At 38.4% G+C, this 19796-nt stretch carries 19 protein-coding genes; 15 read left to right on the top strand and 4 right to left on the bottom strand.

From position 1 onward, the window contains the following. A partial coding sequence (locus EZ444_RS27505; protein WP_394365958.1) for an integrase core domain-containing protein occupies positions 1-249 on the top strand: 249 nt, incomplete at its 5' end. A 462-nt stretch (positions 250-711) separates the two neighbouring features. On the opposite strand, the gene EZ444_RS25295 is transcribed toward EZ444_RS27505, so the two are convergent. The 4 genes from EZ444_RS25295 to yihA are packed head-to-tail and all read right to left on the bottom strand — an operon-like array spanning position 712 to position 5901. Next, complete coding sequence (locus tag EZ444_RS25295; RefSeq protein WP_131612633.1) at positions 712-2667, bottom strand: amino acid permease; 1956 nt, start codon at positions 2665-2667, stop codon at positions 712-714. Positions 2668-2670: 3 nt separating this feature from the next. Then, a complete protein-coding gene (locus EZ444_RS25290) occupies positions 2671-4386 on the bottom strand; it encodes a M3 family oligoendopeptidase (protein ID WP_131612631.1) in 1716 nt (571 codons plus the stop codon). Positions 4387-4391: 5 nt separating this feature from the next. Further along, positions 4392-5258 carry a UbiA-like polyprenyltransferase gene (locus EZ444_RS25285; RefSeq protein WP_131612629.1) on the bottom strand — a complete coding sequence of 289 codons (867 nt, stop codon included), beginning with the start codon at positions 5256-5258 and terminating at the stop codon, positions 4392-4394. A gap of 13 nt (positions 5259-5271) precedes the next feature. Beyond that, a complete protein-coding gene (gene yihA / locus EZ444_RS25280; RefSeq protein WP_131612627.1) occupies positions 5272-5901 on the bottom strand; it encodes a ribosome biogenesis GTP-binding protein YihA/YsxC in 630 nt (209 codons plus the stop codon). Positions 5902-5953: 52 nt separating this feature from the next. Here yihA and ubiE point away from each other — a divergent pair, with 52 nt between their 5' ends. The 14 genes from ubiE (at position 5954) to EZ444_RS25210 (ending at position 19674) form a co-directional block, all read left to right on the top strand. Next, entirely contained in the window at positions 5954-6685 is a 732-nt protein-coding gene (gene ubiE, locus EZ444_RS25275) for a bifunctional demethylmenaquinone methyltransferase/2-methoxy-6-polyprenyl-1,4-benzoquinol methylase UbiE (protein WP_131612625.1), read from the top strand. Further along, positions 6675-7409, top strand: a complete 735-nt coding sequence (porT, locus tag EZ444_RS25270; RefSeq protein ID WP_131612623.1) for a type IX secretion/gliding motility protein PorT/SprT — start codon at positions 6675-6677, stop codon at positions 7407-7409. The genes ubiE and porT overlap by 11 nt, the downstream gene beginning before the upstream one ends. A 76-nt stretch (positions 7410-7485) precedes the next feature. Next, entirely contained in the window at positions 7486-8241 is a 756-nt protein-coding gene (locus tag EZ444_RS25265; RefSeq protein WP_131612621.1) for an SDR family NAD(P)-dependent oxidoreductase, read from the top strand. Positions 8242-8252: 11 nt separating this feature from the next. Beyond that, positions 8253-8699 carry a GatB/YqeY domain-containing protein gene (locus tag EZ444_RS25260; RefSeq protein ID WP_131612619.1) on the top strand — a complete coding sequence of 149 codons (447 nt, stop codon included), beginning with the start codon at positions 8253-8255 and terminating at the stop codon, positions 8697-8699. A gap of 116 nt (positions 8700-8815) precedes the next feature. Continuing rightward, entirely contained in the window at positions 8816-9580 is a 765-nt protein-coding gene (locus tag EZ444_RS25255) for an alpha/beta fold hydrolase (protein ID WP_131612617.1), read from the top strand. Beyond that, positions 9580-10242 (top strand): CBS domain-containing protein, encoded by a 663-nt coding sequence (locus EZ444_RS25250; protein ID WP_131612615.1) that lies wholly within the window; start codon positions 9580-9582, stop codon positions 10240-10242. Before EZ444_RS25255 ends, EZ444_RS25250 begins: the two co-directional genes overlap by 1 nt. A gap of 38 nt (positions 10243-10280) precedes the next feature. Further along, positions 10281-11162: an NAD kinase gene (locus tag EZ444_RS25245; RefSeq protein WP_131612613.1), complete on the top strand. Its 882-nt coding sequence runs from the start codon at positions 10281-10283 to the stop codon at positions 11160-11162. 1 nt (position 11163) lies between these two features. Beyond that, on the top strand, positions 11164-11961 hold the full coding sequence (porG, locus tag EZ444_RS25240) for a type IX secretion system protein PorG (protein ID WP_131612611.1): 798 nt from the start codon (positions 11164-11166) through the stop codon (positions 11959-11961). Positions 11962-11980: 19 nt separating this feature from the next. Beyond that, positions 11981-12721 carry an isoprenyl transferase gene (locus EZ444_RS25235; protein ID WP_131612609.1) on the top strand — a complete coding sequence of 247 codons (741 nt, stop codon included), beginning with the start codon at positions 11981-11983 and terminating at the stop codon, positions 12719-12721. Positions 12722-12784: 63 nt separating this feature from the next. Further along, the gene (locus EZ444_RS25230) at positions 12785-15352 is read left to right on the top strand and encodes a BamA/OMP85 family outer membrane protein (protein ID WP_165503724.1); all 2568 of its coding nucleotides are present in this window, start codon (positions 12785-12787) and stop codon (positions 15350-15352) included. 137 nt (positions 15353-15489) lie between these two features. Continuing rightward, positions 15490-16020 carry an OmpH family outer membrane protein gene (locus tag EZ444_RS25225; RefSeq protein ID WP_131612607.1) on the top strand — a complete coding sequence of 177 codons (531 nt, stop codon included), beginning with the start codon at positions 15490-15492 and terminating at the stop codon, positions 16018-16020. 43 nt (positions 16021-16063) lie between these two features. Continuing rightward, positions 16064-16624 (top strand): OmpH family outer membrane protein, encoded by a 561-nt coding sequence (locus EZ444_RS25220; protein ID WP_131612605.1) that lies wholly within the window; start codon positions 16064-16066, stop codon positions 16622-16624. A 64-nt stretch (positions 16625-16688) separates the two neighbouring features. Then, positions 16689-17534, top strand: a complete 846-nt coding sequence (gene murI / locus EZ444_RS25215) for a glutamate racemase (RefSeq protein ID WP_131612603.1) — start codon at positions 16689-16691, stop codon at positions 17532-17534. 238 nt (positions 17535-17772) lie between these two features. After that, complete coding sequence (locus tag EZ444_RS25210; protein WP_131612601.1) at positions 17773-19674, top strand: amidophosphoribosyltransferase; 1902 nt, start codon at positions 17773-17775, stop codon at positions 19672-19674. Positions 19675-19796: the final 122 nt, after the last annotated feature.

The raw sequence follows: 19796 nt of genomic DNA, 5'->3' as shown, positions 1-19796 counted from the left end.
GGGATCTTAAAAGCAGAGTTTGACCTGTATGGAGCCCAAACTGGCTTAAGGGAAACGACAAGAAAGATCAGGGACAATATACAAACCTATAATCAGATAAGGCCGCATGCCAGTTGTGATTATCTGACCCCGGAACAAGCGCATCTTAAACATGGTGAACTGAAAAAAAGATGGAAACCAAAAAAATATAAATCAGAGCAAAATTCAACTTGTATAACCGAATCAGGAATTACAAATTTGCATGTATAGTCAATTCAAAATTAATTCAACAACCTGTATAGCTATATACGGATAAGACAAAAGGACTTTCATAGGACTATTTGTCCTACGAAAGTCCTTTGATATTCCTATGTTACTCCTTATTCGATCCTAGCCCTGAGCAAGACTTCCCGAAGGAATCGACACCGACCAGAGTGTAGGCTTTGTTCAATGTTAAAAAGGCAGAATTCTTCTTGTATAGACTAAAAAAGTGTATGTTTTTTTTATCAGTGTCTCTATGTGGTTTAGTTAAACAAATAAGGCTCCGGGGAGGAGCCTTTATTGTTGGTCGTCCGACCAAACAACTATAGGGATAATTAGGAAGGCAAATCAATGTGCTCAATCCGCTTTCCCCGAAGTGGGGAAAAGAGAGCATTTAGTAACCCATAGGTGATTACCACTCTAATGTAGTGTATTTTATTAATATATTATAATAAATCTAAAGAATATTTTCTATTGTGGAATTTTTTCTACATTAAGTTTGCTGTGCTTATATCCGTACAAAAAGTAAACGACTAAGCCGACAAGTAGCCAAATGCCAAAACCAATCCAGTTAGAGATGCCCAGCTCACACATCATGTATAAACAGCTTAGTAATCCTAAAACTGGTATAAGACTTAGGTTTTTTGTAATGCAGAAATAGGTGATGGCGATGCTCAGGAAGAAAAAGATCCACATCGGGATTTTATGTTTAAATAGGTTCCAGCCAGTTTCATACTTTTTGGTGCTGTCGATAGCCGATTTGTCAATAAAATCCTGGTACTGTTGCTCTGTTAGACTATTGAAGTAAGCTTCAGCGTCAACACTGTTTTCAACAGGAGTAACCTTCGCTTGTTCGGCGGTGATCTCTTGCTTGATCACTGCACGCTCCGCATCGTTTAACGAAGTAATGATCTTTATCGGACTATTTATCGCTGGTGTATTCCAGATAAAAGCTGTAGCTTCCTTTTTATATAAAGTAAAACCCATAACCAACATACCGCCAAACAAAACAGGGATGAAATACTTGGCATTGGCATAGGGTATTTTGAATTTCCCTCTTTTAATATCCGGTTTGTTTTGTAAAACCAATACGCCAGCACAAACCAGCACAAATGCAAATAAGGTTCCTATAGAACATAAATCCGTTACGATAGTCAGATTCATAAACAAAGAAGGAACCGCAACCACAAAGCCGACTACTATAGTCGCAAAAGAAGGCGTTTTATACTTAGGGTGGATCTTAGAAAAGGATTTGGGCAACAAACCATCACGACTCATGCTCATCCATATTCTGGGCTGTCCCATTTGAAACACCAGCAATACACTGGCCATAGCAAAGACCGCACTCACGGCAATAATGCCACTCATGACTTTCATATCTATCTGATCGAAAACAAAGGCCAGAGGATCACCAACAGCAAGTAAACTGTAGTTGACCATACCGGTAAGCACCAATGCAATGGCGACGTACAATACGGTACATATAATAATTGCCCACATCATGCCACGAGGCAAATCACGTTGTGGATTTTTACACTCCTCAGCAGTGGTGGATATGGCATCAAAACCTATATAGGCAAAGAATACTGCAGAAACACCTTTCAATACCCCAGATACTCCATTCGGTGCAAAAGGATCCCAGTTCTTGGTATCCACATAAAATACACCCACCGCAAGCACCAGTAAAATCACCGCTAATTTTACGATAACCATGGCATTACTCGCATTTCTGGATTCTTTCATCCCGCGATAAACCAACCAGGTGATGAATATAATGATGGCTAAGGCAGGTAAATCCGCAACAAGATGGAAACTGCCAATCTTTGGAGCTGTAATCCAGGCATTGTGGGCTATTCGGGTAGCATTATCGAGATTCTCATAGGTTTTACCAGCATTGATAAGCGCATCTGCATGCTGATGCCCATTGTAAGCCGTAAGGTAGTCCATCGTCATCCAATCCGGCAAGTTAATCCCGTTAATGTTTAAAGCAGGAATTTTGATGGAGGAGAGGAGTCCCGTAAAATAATCGGACCAGGAAATGGCCACGGTGATGTTTCCGATTGCATATTCCATAATGAGCGACCAACCAATGATCCAGGCAACCAGTTCACCAAATGCAACATACGAATACGTATACGCACTTCCCGAAACCGGTACCATCGAAGCAAACTCCGCATAAGCAAAAGCAGCGAAACTACAGGCAATAGCTGTAAAAATAAATAGAAAAATTACAGCCGGACCACCGTCCGCACTTGCTTTACCAATTGTACTAAAAATACCTGCTCCTATAATCGCAGCAATACCAAAAGCAGTTAGGTCTCTAACACCAAGGGTTTTATGTAGGGAACTCCCATGGTCACCATATCCCTTTTCGGCATCGGCTAATATTTTGTCAATAGACTTTTTGCGGAACAGTTTTTCGAGCATAAATTATCCTAATTTGTGTAATTCGTCTTTAACAAATGATGCCAACTGCTCGATGTACTCCGGACTGAAGTCGAACTTAATGCCAGCAGTCTCGTAAATTTCATTAATAGGTTTGGTATATCCTAAAGAAAGCGCTTCCAAATATTGGTGTAGTGCCTTATGCGGATTTTCTTTATAATTCTTCCAGATGGCAATCGCACCCAGTTGTGCAATGGCGTATTCTATGTAATAGAATGGAACTTCATAAAGATGAAGTTGCTTTTGCCAAACATTGCCAAATTCTTTTTCAAGGCCATCCCAGTTGGTAAAGCCAGCACCAAAGCGGTTGTATATTTGTTTAAAAGCTTCTTCGCGATCCGCAGGATTGTGGCCAGGATTGGTATAGATCCAATGTTGAAACTGATCAATCACAGCAACCCATGGAAGTGTTTTTAGCACGTCAATCAATTGCTCTTTTTTCGCCCTGATCAAATCTTCCTCATTGTCGAAATAGATATTCCAATTGTCCATAGAGATCAATTCCATGCTCATCGAAGCCAACTCAGCGACTTCAGATGGACAATGCTTAAAGTCATTGAGCTCCAGGTTTGCGGTAAGGAAAGTATGGATAGCGTGCCCACCTTCATGTACCATTGTGGTTAAATCCCTAAGCGAATTGGCCGAATTCATAAAAATAAATGGAGCACCTGTTTCTGCCAATGGGTAATTGTAGCCACCCGGTGCTTTGCCTTTTCTGCTCTCCACATCAAAAAGGTTATTGGCCTTCATAATGGATAACATCTGGCCCAGCTTTGGATCAATCGCATTGAAACACTCAATACTCTTGTCGATTAATTCGGTGCCATTTTTAAATGGTTTTAAGGCTGCTTTTCCGGTAGTACTCACATCCATGTCCCAAGGCTTAAGCACTTCAAGGCCCAACAATTCAGCTCTTTTTTCGGCTTGTTCTTTAAGAATCGGAACAATCTTCTTTTCTATCGCCTCGTGAAAAAGGTAACAATCCTGAGGGGTATAATCAAACCTACCCAAGGCCTGAAACATATAATCCCGGTAGTTCTCAAAATTTGCATTTAAAGCTACCTGATGACGCATCACAATCAATTCATCAAACAATAGGTTTAAATCATCTTTGTCAACCAGGCGACGTTGTTGTATCGTCTCCCAAGCCTGTTGTCTTACCTGTCTGTCCGTATCTTTAATAAAGTTTGCAGCTTGCTCCAGGGTATATTCTTCACCATTAATAGTTACACTCATGGCTCCCGTAGTAGCCTGATATTTTTGTTGTGCAACCTGTAACTTAGTGAGCAAGTCAACGTTTTCTTCCCTGTATATTTCCAAAGCCTTTCTGATGGCACGGATATAAACGAAGAATTCATCCTGATCCAGCTCATCAATAAATGGGCTGTCATTAAACTTTTGATTCAGTTGATTGGCAATCGGAGAAATTTTAGGTTCAATCTCCATCGCAAAGTATTGGAAGTTCTTAACCAGTTCTTCATTTGCGGTATCACAGCTCATTCTTATATACCGCCAGGCAAAATCTTCCTCTAAAGCAGCTTCAAGCTCATTTTTATCCTTAAGCCATTGTTCCAATTCATTTACATTGTTAATCGGGCGCGACAACAGTTCGTTTAAAATAGGCTCCAGGTTCTCCCATTCAATTTGAAGGTCTTGAGGAATATAAGTACGTATTTTCTTTGGTATGGTAAGGTTGATCATGGGATCTAAAAGTTATAATGAGTTCTTAAAAAGGCATCCAGTAAAAAGCAAACAGCAAAAACAACCGAGGCAAAGCCATTAGTCGTAGCAAATGCTCTATTTACTTTACTAATGTCATTCGGCTTAACCAGCAAATGCTGATAAGTCAACATGAAACAAAAAAAGGCTACCCCAATGTAATATATCCAGCTAAAAGTAGTAAAGAATGCTGGTAATATCACGCATGTTGCAGATAAAATATGCAGGCCTACCGATAGGTTTAAAGCATTTTTTATCCCTAAAGCCGCCGGAATGGAATGCAACTTCTCACCTTTGTCGAAATCTTCGTCCTGTAAGGCATAGATGATATCAAAACCACTTACCCAAAACAATACCGCTAAGGAGTACAGTACAGGTACAAGATTAAATTGGCCAGTAACAGCAATATAAGCACCAATAGGGGCTAAGGATAGTCCCAGGCCTAAGACAAGGTGGCACAAAGCCGTAAATCTTTTGGTATAACTGTAAAATAAAACAACAAACAGGGCAATAGGTGAAAGGTATAAACACAGATTATTGATAAAAGCCGTACTGATCACAAAGAGCACACAGTTGATGATCACAAATGTCAGCGCTTCCTTCGCAGATACTTTTCCGGCAGGAATATCCCGCATTTGCGTACGTGGATTTTTGGCGTCTATATTTCTGTCCAGATATCGGTTAAAAGCCATGGCTGCATTTCGTGCAAATACCATACATAATAGTACAAGCGCCAATTTAAGCCAGTTAAAAGGATTTTCGGTAGTGGTTACACCAAGAAAAAAACCAATCATTGCGAAAGGCAGCGCAAAAATTGAATGCGCGAACAATACCAAAGAAAAATATTTCTTCATGAATAAAAATAATTTAAAAACCGTCGTTAGGCGTTAAAATTGGCATGGCAAAATCAAGATTTACCTGCGTAATAAAGTCTAAAACTTTATCTCTTCCCAAACCCTTTTCTGCAGAAGTTACAAAGTATGGCGGGATTTCTTCAAACCATCCGCTTAACTCTTTTTTAAATGAAGCAACGTTTTTATCTGTTTTTACGGTCGACTGCTTATCTGCCTTTGTAAAGATCAGTGCAAAGGGGATTTGGATTTCGCCCATCCAGCAGCAAAACTCAAGATCAATCTTTTGAGGCTCCAATCTGCTGTCTATCAAAACGAATACACATTGCAAGCTTTCTCTTTTAGTGATGTAGTTACGGATAAACTTTTCCCAATTTTCTCTACTGTTTTTAGATACTTTGGCGTATCCATATCCAGGTAAATCGACGATATACCATTGCTCATTGATCAGAAAATGGTTGATAAGCTGGGTTTTACCAGGTCTTTGTGATGTTTTTGCCAATCCGTGTTGGTTCACTAACATGTTAATCAATGATGATTTACCTACGTTAGATCGACCGATAAATGCATATTCGGGCATATTGGCTACAGGTAGCGCCGATACCTTTGTATTACTACAAATAAATGTTGCTGATTTTATAATCATTTGACAAAGGTAGAAAATTAGTTTTCAACAATACTTATCTTTGCTGCTTACCATGAACGAAAACATTACACCATACCAATCTCAAGAGGCTACAAAAAAAGAACAGGTAGCTACAATGTTTAATAATATATCAGGAACTTATGATTTTTTAAATCATTTTCTTTCACTAGGGATTGATATTTTATGGAGAAAAAAGGCGATTAAGGAGCTTAAATCCATAAAACCAAGGGTGATGCTGGATGTAGCTACAGGGACAGGCGATTTTGCCTTTGAAGCCATCAATATCCTGAAGCCGGAAAAAATAATAGGTGTAGATATATCCGAAGGAATGTTGGATGTAGCCAGAAAAAAAATTACAGAGCGTAACCTTCAGCATATTTTTTCAGTTCAAATGGGCGATTCAGAAGGATTACACTTTCCGGATAATCATTTCGATGCCATAACTGTAGCTTTTGGAGTAAGAAATTATCAAAATCTGGAAAAAGGATTGGCGGATATGTTTAGAGTGTTAAAACCTGAAGGAAAGATCGTGATTTTGGAGTTTTCTAAACCAAGAAGCTTCCCAATAAAACAAGCCTATAATTTTTATTCACAACAGGTACTTCCTTTTTTTGGCAAGGTTTTCTCTAAAGATAGTCGGGCTTATACTTATTTGCCAGAATCTGTTGCTGCATTTCCAGATGGAGCAGATTTTATCAAACTAATGGATAAGGTAGGTTTTAAAAAGAGTAAAGATATTCGTTTGACTTTTGGAATAAGTGCAATATATACAGGTGTTAAATAAAACTAGATCATTTCTGCTGCTTTTATGCTGCCTGGCTGTAAATATAGCCAATGCTCAGAATTGGGGTGGTGGGGTAGATGATGATAACCTGCATTTTGGTTTCACCTTTCAATACATGAGTTCGGAGTTTAAGATCTTAAAAAAGGACACCTGGCAACAACAGTTCATTAATCCTGATGACGGAATGCCGGTGGGGAGAACGCTAAGGTCTATTTCGTCTGTATCCTCTCCCGGTTTCGGAATTGGATTTGTAGTGAACAAGCGCATCAGCGAAAACGCAGATCTAAGACTTACGCCAATATTGGTCTTTAACGATCGATTGGCCTATTATGATTTTATAGAAGAGGAAGCGCCAATAGAGAGAAAGGTGCAATCTACGATGATCGAGTTCCCACTGGGTTTTAAATTAAAATCAGACAGAAGGAATAATTTCAGGGCTTATGTAATCGGAGGAGCAAAGTATTCGATGGATATCGGCTCTAAAAAGAAAACCAATGATGCACCTAATCCCCCAATGGAAAAGTTTTTGAAGAATAAAACGAACTTTTTGTCCTATGAAGCCGGCTTTGGGTTTGATCTCTATTTTGAATATTTCAAGATGTCGCCCGAGATAAAGCTATCTTATTCCTTGAATAGTGTTTTGAAAAATGACCCAAGTCTGTATTCGGCACCTATAGATAAGTTGATGTTGCGTCATGTTACTTTCAGTTTATTTTTTGAGTAGCCCAGAACATCAAAAACAAGCCTTTGCTAATAAAAAAAATTATAGCTTTGCCCTAGGGTGAAACAAACTTATTGACATGAAAACGGCATTAATTACAGGAGCAACATCGGGTATAGGAGCAGCATGTGCGCATTCATTAGCAGCTCAAGGGTATAACTTAATATTGGTAGCCAGAAGAGAAGAGCTATTGACAGAGATCGGAAAGCACCTGGAAGATAAGTATGCGGTAGAAGTAAAAAGGATTGTCGCAGATATTAGGGATTACGAAAACCTGTCCTATCATTTAGAAACCTTGCCTGCACAATGGAAAAAAGTAAACGTGCTGATTAACAATGCGGGCCTTAGTCAGGGTTTAGATCCTATCCATAAAGGTAGCATCACCGATTGGGACACCATGATCGACACCAATATAAAGGGACTGCTGTATTCCACTAAGATCGTATCCAACTGGATGGTCAATGAAAAAAGTGGGCACATCATCAACATAGGCTCCATAGCCGGAAAGGAAGTTTATCCCAATGGCAACGTGTATTGTGCCACAAAACATGCAGTTGATGCTTTAAGTAAAAGTATGCGGATAGATTTGCTAACTCATGGGATAAAAGTGACTGCAATACACCCTGGGATGGTAGAAACCGAGTTTTCTAAAGTACGCTTTAAGGGAGACGAAGGCCGGGCGAAAAAAGTGTATGATGGTTTAGAGCCATTGATCGCCGATGACATTGCCGAAGCCATTTGGTTTGTTGTGAGCAGGCCGGCCCATGTAAATATCAATGACATGTTGATTATGCCAACAGCGCAGGCAACAGGTACAATAATAGATAGGAAATAAACGAAAATACCATGATATCAAATACAATAGATCAGGAAATAAAACAAGCCATGTTGGCTAAAGACCAAGCTAGGTTAAGAGGTTTAAGAGCTATAAAAGCAGCTTTGTTATTGGCTAAAACTGAAAAAGGAACTGCCGAAGAAATTACAGAAGAGGCTGAAATTAAACTTTTACAAAAGCTGGTTAAACAAAGAAAGGAATCTGCTGATATTTACAAGCAACAGGGCCGTGAAGATCTAAGTGTGGTTGAAGAAGAAGAAATTGCAGTGATCAGTGCTTTTATGCCAAAACAATTAGATGAGGCAGAAGTTGAACAGATTATTATAAAGCTAATTAAAGATTCGGGAGCTGTTTCTGTTAAAGATATGGGCAAAGTAATGGGATTGGCGAATAAAGAGCTGGCAGGCAAGGCTGATGGTAAACTCATCGCAGAACTCATAAAAAAGCAATTGGCATAAATTGTGCTGCAAATTAAATGGATTGCGTTTTTTTTCAATAAATTAATATATTAAATTACATTAAATTAATTTTACTCTACTAACTTAGTAGCAATAATACATTACACAAAATATATATGAAATACGAAGTAATAGACGAAGGTGGGTTTAAATATATAGAAGCCGGAAAAGGTGAAACCCTGGTATTACTTCATGGTTTAATGGGTGAGTTGAGTAATTGGGAGCCCGTAATAGATCATTTCAAAGAAAACTATCATATCCTGGTGCCGATTTTACCAATTTATGAACTTCCTATTTTAACGCTTGGTGTAAGAAGCTTATCTAAATACGTTAATAAATTTTTGAAACATAAAAAGACCAATCAGGTTGTTTTAATAGGCAATTCATTGGGTGGTCATGTTGGACTTATATTTACCCTGGCGCATCAGGAAAGTGTAAAAGCACTTGTGCTTACTGGTAGTTCAGGTTTATACGAAAACGCTTTTGGAGGTTCTTTTCCAAAGAGAGAGAGCTATGATTATATTCGCGAGAAAGTAGCATTTACATTTTATGATCCGGCTACAGCGACTAAAGAATTGGTTGATGAGGTTTATAAGACCGTAAATGATCGATCTAGAGTAATTCGTATCCTTGCTTTGGCAAAGTCAGCGATTAGACACAATATGTCTAAAGACCTTTCGAGAATCACTATCCCTGTTTCTTTGATCTGGGGACAACAAGATAAAGTAACACCACCGGAGGTAGCAGAAGAGTTTCATGAACTTTTGCCAAATTCGGAACTGAACTGGGTTGATAAATGTGGACACGCTCCAATGATGGAACGCCCCGAAGTTTTTAACGAATACCTGAGCAAATTTTTAAACAGAATTTTACTTAAATAATGCTGGCATCTGAACTCATATCCTATTCAATCCCCCCTCTAAAAACATCTGACACTGTTCAGAAGTCTTTGGAGCGGATGACTGAGTTCAAACTTTCACATATGCCAATCGTAAATGAAATCCAATTTCTGGGTTTACTTTCCGAAGATGAATTGATTGAGGTTAAGGATGTAGATTCCCCTATTGGTAGTCTGTCCTTATCCCTTTTAAATCCATTTGTGTATGAAGATGCACACATTTATGACATCATCAGGTTGCTCACCCAACTCAATCTTTCAGCAGTCCCAGTGCTGGATTATAAGAAAAATTACCTCGGTTTGATCGCGGTAAATAGCATTTTAGGTTATGTCGCCGATATTTTTGCAGTAAAGGATGCCGGAGGTATTATTGTATTGGAAATCAGCAATAGAAACAACTCTTTAGCCCATATGGCCCAAATTGTAGAGGCTGACAATGCACAAATTCTATCTTCCTATGTGCAGTCGTTTCCCGACTCTACCAAACTGGAGATAACATTGAAAATTAATAAAACGGAATTGTCCGGTATTATTGCTTCTTTCGAACGGTATAACTACCAGGTAAAAGCAGTATTTAATAGCACCAAGGCGGATGATGGAACGGAAGACAGGTTTAATTCATTTATGAATTATCTGAACGTGTAATTACCGTTCAAAAATAAAGAAACGAAAATCGACGCTAAATGAGGATTGCAATTTACGGTAGGGAATTCAATAATAGTGTGTTACCTTATGTTCAGGAAGTTTTTAATGTTCTTGATCAGTATAAAACACCTATTCTTGTTTACAAGAAATACCTTGATTTTATAAAGGATAAAATTAAACTACCAACGCATATAACGGCTTTTACGCAACATAGCGAACTTGTTGGGCATACAGATGTCTTGGTGAGCTTGGGGGGAGATGGGACCTTGCTGGATACACTATCTTTAGTTCGGGATTCTGGAATTCCAGTGATAGGAATCAACTTTGGTAGGTTAGGTTTTCTGGCCAGTATCAATAAGGATGAAATCAAGAAAGCCATTGAAGCTTTAAAGAATAAAGAGTATTCCTTAGATAAACGAACGCTACTCAGTTTAGCCTCTACCTATAACCTTTTTGGAGAAGAGAACTTTGCGCTGAACGACATCACTATTCACCGAAGAGACAATTCGGCGATGATGATTATTCATGCTTATATGAATAATGAATTTGTCAACTCCTATTGGGCTGATGGACTAATTATTGCCACTCCAACAGGCTCTACAGCCTATTCCTTAAGTTGTGGCGGACCGATCATTTATCCCAGTTCACAGAACTTTGTCATTACACCAATAGCACCGCATAACTTAAATGTAAGGCCGGTAATTGTGCCTGATGATGTTTCTTTAACCTTTGAGGTTGAAGCCAGAAGTGCTAAATTCCTGGTGTCATGCGATTCGAGAACGGAGACTGTAGACAGATCGGTAAAGCTTACCCTCAATAAAGCGAAATTTCATGTAAATTTGATCAGGTTGAACAATGAAAGCTACCTGACAACGTTAAGGAATAAGCTCCTATGGGGCATCGATACCCGTAATTACTAGTATGCAATATACCCGGCCGCTTGTCTGTTTTTTTACCTTTTTTTTCGGAATATTAAGCAGCCATGCCCAAACTTTTGAACTAGGAATAGGAGGGGGCGGAGCCGGTTATATGGGAGATTTGAATCAAAATCAGCCTTTAAAAATTTCTGGCATCTCTGCCGGAGGGTATGTGAAAGTTAACCTTGATCCATATTGGGCTGTTGGTCTTCATTATAACTATGGTAAAATTAGAGGCAATGATGCCGATTCAGAAAACAAACAGTTTAAAGATCGGAATCTAAATTTCCAAACGGCATTAAACGAATTTAGTCTGCAACTTGATTTTAATTTCCTGAATTACTTTGCTGGCGGTGGGACTAAAAGATTTACACCATATATCTTTACAGGTATAGGAGGTGTATTTTACAATCCAAAAGCAATATACAACGATAAGGAATACAAGTTAAGATATTATCAAACTGAAGGACAAAGTGAAGCTTATAAAACTTATGCCATGAGCATACCCTATGGCGTTGGGATTAAAGTGCACTTAAAAGAGCGTTGGGGGCTGTTTTCGCAGATCGGGTATAGGACCGCTTATACCGATTATTTGGATGATGTAAGTGGTAGATATCCCAATCCAAATGTTTGGGAAAATGATGCCTATTTCGCTGATCGTAAGTTTCTTTCGGATCCTTCTATCACTCAATATGGTGATCCAGGCGTACAAAGAGGCGATTTTAGAAAAAGAGATACATATATGTTTGTAGGTATTGGCATATCTTATACCTTTGTGTCCCAAAAATGTTATACATTTTAAGCATATTTGCGGATAATAAATGGGATTTAAAGAACAAATAGATATCAATCGCTTGCCAGAACACATCGCCGTCATCATGGACGGTAATGGTAGATGGGCTAAAAATCAAGGTAAATTCAGGGCTTTTGGTCATGAAAGTGGCGTACTGTCCGTAAAAGATATCGTGGAAGGTTGCGTTGATATAGGTATCAAATACCTAACAGTTTATGCTTTTTCGACTGAAAATTGGAACAGACCTATAGAAGAGGTGAATGCCTTAATGGAATTGCTGATCTCCACCATCAATCAGGAAACTGAAACCCTTACCAAAAATAACATCAGACTAAATGCCATAGGAGATATCAGTTCGCTTCCTCAAAAGTGTATTGATGATTTGAAAAGTGCTATGGATAAGACTGCAAACAATACTCGTTGCACTTTAACGCTGGCTTTGAGCTATAGCGCTAAATGGGAGATTATCGAAGCCGCAAAGAAATTGGCCAAGCTGGTAAAAGATGAGAAATTAAATCTTGAAGACATTAACGAAGAGCAGTTTTCAGCTCAGTTGACTACCATAAATATGCCCGATCCGGAATTGATGATCAGAACCAGTGGTGAACACAGGGTTAGTAATTTTCTGCTGTGGCAAATGGCCTACACAGAGTTGTATTTTACAGATAAGCTGTGGCCCGACTTTAGACAGGAAGACCTTTTTGAAGCTATTGTAGACTACCAAAAGCGCGAACGCCGCTTCGGTAAAATTAGTGAACAACTTAACTAATTTTACTTTTAACACTTTTTAACATGTGTTTAAATTAACTTAGCATCGATTTTTAGATTGTAAATGAAAAGAATATACCAACTTATATTATTGTTGTTGATTGGTTTACCAACAATGGCACAGATTACCCGTCCTCAGTCCAATCCTGCAGCACCTTCTTTAAAAGTTAAGGGATTAGAACTGGATTATTTCAATCCTAAAGAGTATATCATTGGCGGTACTACTTTAACTGGTACAAAATACCTGGATAAAGATGTAATCATTACACTTTCAAAACTGATTAAAGGAGAGAAAGTTGTGCTTCCAGGTGAGGCAACAGCAAATGCAATCAAAAATCTTTGGGCCCAAGGCTTATTTGATGATGTGCAGTTGGACATTGTTAAGATCGTTGAAGATACCGTGTATTTCGATATTGAAGTTGTTGAGCGTCCGCGTTTAGGTTCTTTCGAATTTACAGGAATCAGCAAATCGCAAAAAACAGATATTCTTGAAAAGCTTGGTGAGAAAGCAGGTAAGGCAATTATCAATGATAACTTGTACAGCAGTACCACCGCTACCATTAAGAAGTTCTTATTGGGAAAAGGATATTTCTTTACCAATGTGGAATATTCAACTAAGCCAGACCCTAGTCAGGAGAATAGCGTTGTGTTGCTCGTAAAGGTGGATAAAGGCAGAAAAGTTAAAGTTCATAAGATCAACTTTACTGGAAATAAGGACTTTTCATCGGCTAAACTGCGTAAGTATCTAAAGAAAACCAAGCAACAGGCATTTTACAAAGTGTTCGGTTCAGGAAAGTTCAATAAAGAGAAATATGATGAAGATAAGGTAAAGCTGATTGCTAAAATGCATGACAAGGGTTACCGCGATGCTGTAATTATTAGAGACAGCGTTTATCAATATAGCCCTAAGGCTGTAAGCATCGACATCGATCTATTTGAAGGACCTAAATATTATTTCGGTAACATCTCTTGGGTAGGTAATGCAAAATATACGACCGACTATTTACAAAGAGCATTGGGTATCGAAAAAGGTGAGGTATTTAGTGAAGAGAAATTAGAGAAGAAATTAAGAGGAAGTGCTAACGGTGATGATGTATCGAGCATTTACCTGAATGATGGTTATTTAACCTTTAACGTAGAGCCAGTTCAAACAAAGATCTATGGTGATACTGTTGAAATGGAAATGAGGATTTATGAAGGACCTCAGTATACCAATAACAGAATTACGGTTGTTGGAAATACCATTACGAATGACCGTGTAGTTTTACGTGATATCCGTACTAAACCGGGAGAGAAATTCTCAAAAGATCTATTGATCCGTAGTGTTCGTGAGATCGGTCAATTGGGTAACTTTGATGAGTCGAAAACAAACCCAATCCCTAAGCCAAATCCTGCTGATGGAACGGTTGATATTGAGTACCATGTAGAAGAGAAACCTTCTGACCAGATTGAACTTTCAGGTGGTTTTGGTGGTGGTAACATCATCGGTACTTTAGGCTTAACATTTAATAACTTCTCGTTAAGGAACCTATTTAACTTAAGTGCTTATAAGCCGCTACCAAAAGGAGATGGACAGAAGTTAAGTTTACGTGGACAAACAAATGGTAAGTTTTACCAGTCTTACAGTTTCTCATTTTCTGAGCCATGGTTAGGTGGTAAAAAACCAATCAGCTTTGGAGTGAGTGCTTTTACTTCATTGCAGTCTAACGGTGGACAAAGCTACTATGGTACGATTGATCCTTCGAGCAGCCAGTATTCAAAAATTCGTTTAAATGGTGTTACTGTGAGTTTAGGAAGAAGATTAAACTTCCCAGATAACTACTTCCAGTTAACCCACGCGATCAACGCACAACAATACATTTTGAATAACTATGGTGGATTCTTATTCAGCACAGGAACTTCATATAACTTTAACTTAACACAGGAGCTTAGCAGGGATTCAAGAGATTCCCCTATTTTCCCTCAAAGTGGTTCGTACTTTAAATTTACAGTTCAGGCAACACCGCCTTATTCATTGTTGAATAATGTGAACTATGCTACTGCATCAGATAAGCAACGTTATAAATTCACAGAGTACCACAAGTGGAAATTCGAATCGCAATGGTTCCAAAGGTTAGCCGGTAAGTTTGTAATTAAAGCACAAGCTCAGTTTGGTTTCCTTGGTTCATATAACAGTGCTGTTGGTGAGTCTGCTTTCGAAAGGTTTAAATTGGGTGGAGACGGTATGCAAGGTTTCGACTTCTTACAAGGATCAGAATTGATTGCTATGCGTGGATATGCCAATAACTCGGTAATACCAGTAGGATCGGATCCTCGTATTGCGCAGCAATCAGGTAGCCCAATCTTCTCTAAATATGTAATGGAGTTAAGATACCCTGTAATTGCAAGTCAGCAGGCTACAGCGTTTTTAGTAGCTTTTGCCGAAGGCGGTAACACCTGGAATAAGTTTTCTGAATTTAATCCGTTTAACGTTAGACGCTCGGCAGGTTTTGGTGCAAAAATATTTTTACCGATATTTGGATTGTTAGGGATCGATTGGGGTTATGGATTTGATAATATTCCAGGATCACCTGATGCTAATAAAGGACAGTTCCACTTTAGTATAGCCCAACAACTTGGAGGATTTAACTAAAAAATAATAAAGGAAATTAAGATAGGTTTGTTGGGCGAAGCTTAGCAAACCTATCTTAATTTCAAGCCCTTAAAGCTGAATATGCGGATTTAAGACAATTGAAACAATAAATACCACTGAAAAATAAACATATACGCATGAAAAAGTATTTTTTAATTTGCATCTTGCTGTTCGTAAGCTTTGGTGCATTTGCACAGAAGTTTGCATATGTTGATACAGAATATATTCTGAAACACTTGCCGGATTATAAGTCGTCATTAAATCAGTTGAATGTTTTGTCGCAACAGTGGCAAAAACAAGTAGACAATAATTTTGTTGAGATTGATAAAATGTACAAAGCTTATCAAGCAGATCAGGTATTACTGACAGAGGATATGCGCAAAAGAAGAGAGAACGATATTATTGAAAAGGAAAAACAAGCCAAAGAATTTCAACGTAAAATATTTGCCCCGGAAGGAGAGTTATTTCAAGCCCGGACTAAATTGTTGAGCCCGATTCAAAATAGCGTAACTAAGGCCGTAGCGGAGATTGCAAAAGCCAAGTTGTTAGATTTTATTTTTGATAAAAGTAGTGAAGCAACAATGATGATTTATGCCAGTAGCGCTTATGATGTCAGCAATGATGTAATTAGAAAGTTGGGATATAAGCCAGAGACAACAGTAAAATAGAGAGATTAAACATAAATTAGAAACAATTATTAAGACAAATAGAATGAGAAAGTTAATCAATGCATTTTTTTTAGCAGCAGGATTATTGTTTACTGCTAACATTGCAAATGCACAACAAAAACTTGCACACTTAAACTCTGCAACCATTATCGAAGCAATGCCAGAGGTTAAAACTGCCCGCACAACATTAGAAAACCTTCAGAAAGGTAAGCAGACTGAAATCGAAAAGATGATCGCTGAATACCAAGGTAAGCTTAAAGCTGCTCAAGACTTAGAAAAAACAATGAGCGAAGCCAACAAAGAAGCTGTAGGTAAAGATTTACAAGCGAAGAGTGTTGAATTGCAAGATCTTGAGAAACGCATTACTGATGCTAGAACTAAAGCTCAACAAGAATTAGAAGCTAAAAATGCTGAATTGTTTAATCCTATTCAAGTTAAAGCTGATAATGCAATTAAAGCAGTAGCTAAAGAAAAAGGTTTTGCTTATGTATTTGATACTGCAAACCAAGCTTTAATTTACTGGGATGGTGGTGAAGACATCACAGCTTTAGTAAGAACTAAATTGGGCCTGGGCGCAGCTACAGCAACTGCACCTAAAAAATAGGTTAACATAAACAAAATATTTAAATTGCGGGACTGAGTCATAAACTCAGTCCCGTTTTTTTATAATGAAAAATAAACAAGCTATAGGTATTTTTGATTCAGGTTATGGCGGACTCACCGTCTTTAAGTCTATTGTCCAAAAACTACCTCAATACAACTATATCTACCTTGGTGATAATGCCCGGGCTCCTTATGGAGACCATTCTTTTGAAACTATTTATCAATATACGCTAGAGTGTGTGGAATGGTTATTTGCACAGGGTTGTCCACTGGTTATCCTGGCCTGTAATACCGCTTCGGCAAAAGCATTGCGCTCCATCCAACAAAATGTACTTCCATTTAAATATCCTAACCATCGGGTACTCGGGGTGATCAGACCCACGGCAGAGATTGTAGGTGATTTTACAGAGAGCAAAAGGATAGGTGTAATGGGTACCCGGGGAACAATTAATTCCGAATCGTATCTGATGGAAATTAATAAGTTTTTTCCGGAGATAAACGTGGCCCAGCAGAGTTGCCCAATGTGGGTTCCATTGATAGAAAATGACGAACATCTACATGAGGGTGCAGATTACTTTGTGAATAAATATGTAGATCAGCTATTGGCTAAGGATGATGAAATTGATTGTATCGTTTTAGCTTGTACCCATTATCCATTGCTAATTCCGAAGATCGTAGCAGCACTTCCTGCGCACATTAGTGTATTGGGGCAGGACGATATTGTGGCGAACAGCCTGGCGCTTTACCTTGAAAAACATACTGAAATTGAAGCTAAGATTTCAAAAGAAGGTTATAGTCAGTTTTTCACTTCTGGAGATCCACAAGCTTTTGATGCCAGTGCATCTATATTTTTCGGGAAGGAAATTGTTTCCAGTCACGCTTCATATGTCAAAGGAGCTGATGAAGATTGAGGGCTACGTTTTAGGCAAATCAAGCCGTTTTTGATAAAATTACACGTCATTGACCTGAATCCATAAAGAAAAATCTAGCTGATTTTAATCTCGTATAACAGGAGAAAAGGCTATTTGATTGGTTATTAGGCGTGTTTTTGTTTCCTGTCGTCCGAAGTCGCGCAAAATTTTCTTTATATTTCTTTCTAGGTTCTGATTATTATTAACGGTAAATTTGCGGCTCAAACAACACACACGAATGAGTGACTCGATAAAACATGAATGCGGAATTGCCTTTATCCGCCTTTTAAAACCGCTCTCATACTACCAGGAAAAATACGGTACTGCTCTTTACGGACTCAACAAGCTTTATCTTTTGATGGAAAAACAGCACAACCGTGGACAGGATGGAGCTGGGATTGCAACAATTAAACTGGATGTTAAACCGGGAAACCGTTACATCAGTAGATATCGTTCGATGGCTCAGAACGCAGTGGCCGATATATTTGGGCATGTTCAGGGCAAGTTTGTAGATATTCAGAATGAAACCCCTGAATTGATGCAAGATTCTGAGTGGTTAAAGCATAATGTGAGTTTTATTGGAGAGGTTTTACTAGGCCATTTAAGGTATGGTACTCACGGTAAAAACAGTATTGAAAACTGCCACCCATTTTTACGTCAGAACAACTGGATGACCAGAAATCTGGTGCTTGCTGGTAACTTCAACATGACTAATGTTGACGAACTACTTGAGCAATTGTACGAATTGGGGCAGCATCCAAAAGAAAAAGCGGATACCATTACTGTTCTTGAAAAGATAGGTCACTTTTTGGATGATGAGAATCAAGAGTTGTTTGATGAATATAAAAAAGAAGGTTTAGATAACGTACAGATCACTCAAAAGATCTCTCAAAATCTTGACATCGCTAAGATCCTGAGAAGGTCGGCTAAGAACTGGGATGGTGGTTATGCCATTTCTGGAATTATTGGTAACGGTGATGCCTTTGTACTTCGTGATCCTTCGGGCATACGTCCTGCATATTATTATGCAGATGATGAGATTGTTGTTGCAGCATCTGAAAGACCTGCTATTCAAACAGCCTTCAATATTCAGTTTAAAAATGTAAAAGAAATAGAACCGGGACACGCACTTATTGTTAAAAAGGATGGTACGGTAACACAAGAGATATTCAGAGAGCCTGAAGAAAAAAGAGCCTGCTCATTCGAGCGCATCTATTTTTCAAGAGGTAGTGATGCTGAAATCTATAAAGAAAGAAAACACCTGGGTGCCTTATTATGCCCTCAGATTCTAAAGGCGGTAAATGCTGATTTGAAAAATACAGTATTCTCATTTATTCCCAATACTGCCGAGGTATCATTTTACGGAATGGTAGATGGCTTACATGGGTACATCAGAGATTATCAAAAAGAGGCTTTACTTCACCGCAAGGATATTTTAGACGATGCAGCACTTGATGAGTTGCTTTCTATGCGTCCAAGAGTAGAGAAGCTGGCGATCAAAGATGTAAAACTGAGAACCTTTATTACGCAGGATGCCGACAGAGGTGATATGGTAGCGCATGTTTACGATACGACTTATGGGGTAATCAAAAATCATACAGATACATTGGTTGCAGTTGACGATTCAATTGTAAGGGGAACAACCTTAAAGCAAAGTATCATTAAAATTATTGATAGACTGCATCCTAAAAAGATCATTATTGTTTCTTCTGCCCCTCAAATCCGTTACCCGGATTGCTATGGTATTGATATGTCTAAAATGGGACAATTCGTCGCATTCGAAGCTGCAATTCAATTGCTAAAAGCAAGAGGAATGGAGCATGTAATCGAAGAGGTTTATCAAAAATGTAAAGCTTCTCTATTGTTACCTAAAGGCGAAATTGTAAATCACGTTAAAGATATTTACAGACCTTTTAAACAAGAAGAGATCTCTGCTCAAATTACTAAAATCATTACTCCAGCTGATACAATTGCCGAAGTAGAAGTGATTTACCAAACTTTAGATAACTTACATGTAGCTTGTCCTAATCACACTGGCGATTGGTACTTCTCTGGTAACTATCCTACTCCAGGTGGTAACAAAGTCGTAAATAAAGCTTTTGTGAACTGGAAAGAAGGTAATAACCAAAGAGCTTACTAGTTCCTTAAATTGACTAAAAAGCCTCAATAGTTACAGTTCATTTGAAAAGCCCCCAAAAAGTTAGACACTTATTGGGGGCTTTTTTATTTTAAACTTTCTTGCTTTATTATTCTGCTTCAGCT

This window comes from Pedobacter hiemivivus (genome assembly GCF_004331685.1).
GTDB classification, from domain to species: domain Bacteria; phylum Bacteroidota; class Bacteroidia; order Sphingobacteriales; family Sphingobacteriaceae; genus Pedobacter; species Pedobacter hiemivivus.
The sequence above is the reverse complement of the archived record's forward strand: the minus strand, read 5'-3'. Positions and strand labels throughout refer to the sequence as shown.